The sequence below is a fragment of the Streptomyces sp. BE20 genome, from assembly GCF_036322525.1.
In the GTDB taxonomy this organism is placed as follows: Bacteria; Actinomycetota; Actinomycetes; order Streptomycetales; family Streptomycetaceae; genus Kitasatospora.
In genome coordinates this window covers 1-445 of record NZ_JAQYWW010000044.1, presented here as the reverse complement: position 1 = coordinate 445, position 445 = coordinate 1, and the positions used below count along the sequence as shown (strand labels likewise).

Annotated in this window: 1 pseudogene; it reads left to right on the top strand. The window is 75.5% G+C overall.

The features are described from left to right. Window positions 1-445, top strand: a pseudogene (locus tag PUR61_RS00165) (hypothetical protein); the annotation flags it as partial.

Genomic DNA, 445 nt, shown 5'->3' with positions numbered 1-445 from the left:
CGTCGCCGCCGCCGAGCGCAGGCAGGAGCAGGAGCGCCTCCGGCGGGAGACCGAGTCGCGGCGCGAGGCCGACGAGGACGCGGAACAGGGACGACGCGAGGCGGTCGCGGGGAAGCGCCGGGCCGACGAGAGCGAGGAGCCCCGCCAGACCGAGGAGCCGCGCCAGACCGAGGAGCCCCGGGAGACGGAGGAGACCCGGGAGGTTCGGGACGAGGACTCCGAGGATTCGGAGGACGAGCGGAAGACGCCCGAGCAGCGGGCGGAGGAGGAGCGGCTGGCCGAGGAGAGGCGCGCGGGGAAGCGTCGGGCCGACGAGAGCGAGGAGCCGCGCCAGACCGAGGAGCCGCGCCAGACGGAGGAGCCCCGGGAGACGGAGGAGACCCGGGAGGTTCGGGACGAGGACTCCGAGGATTCGGAGGACGAGCGGAAGACGCCCGAGCAGCGG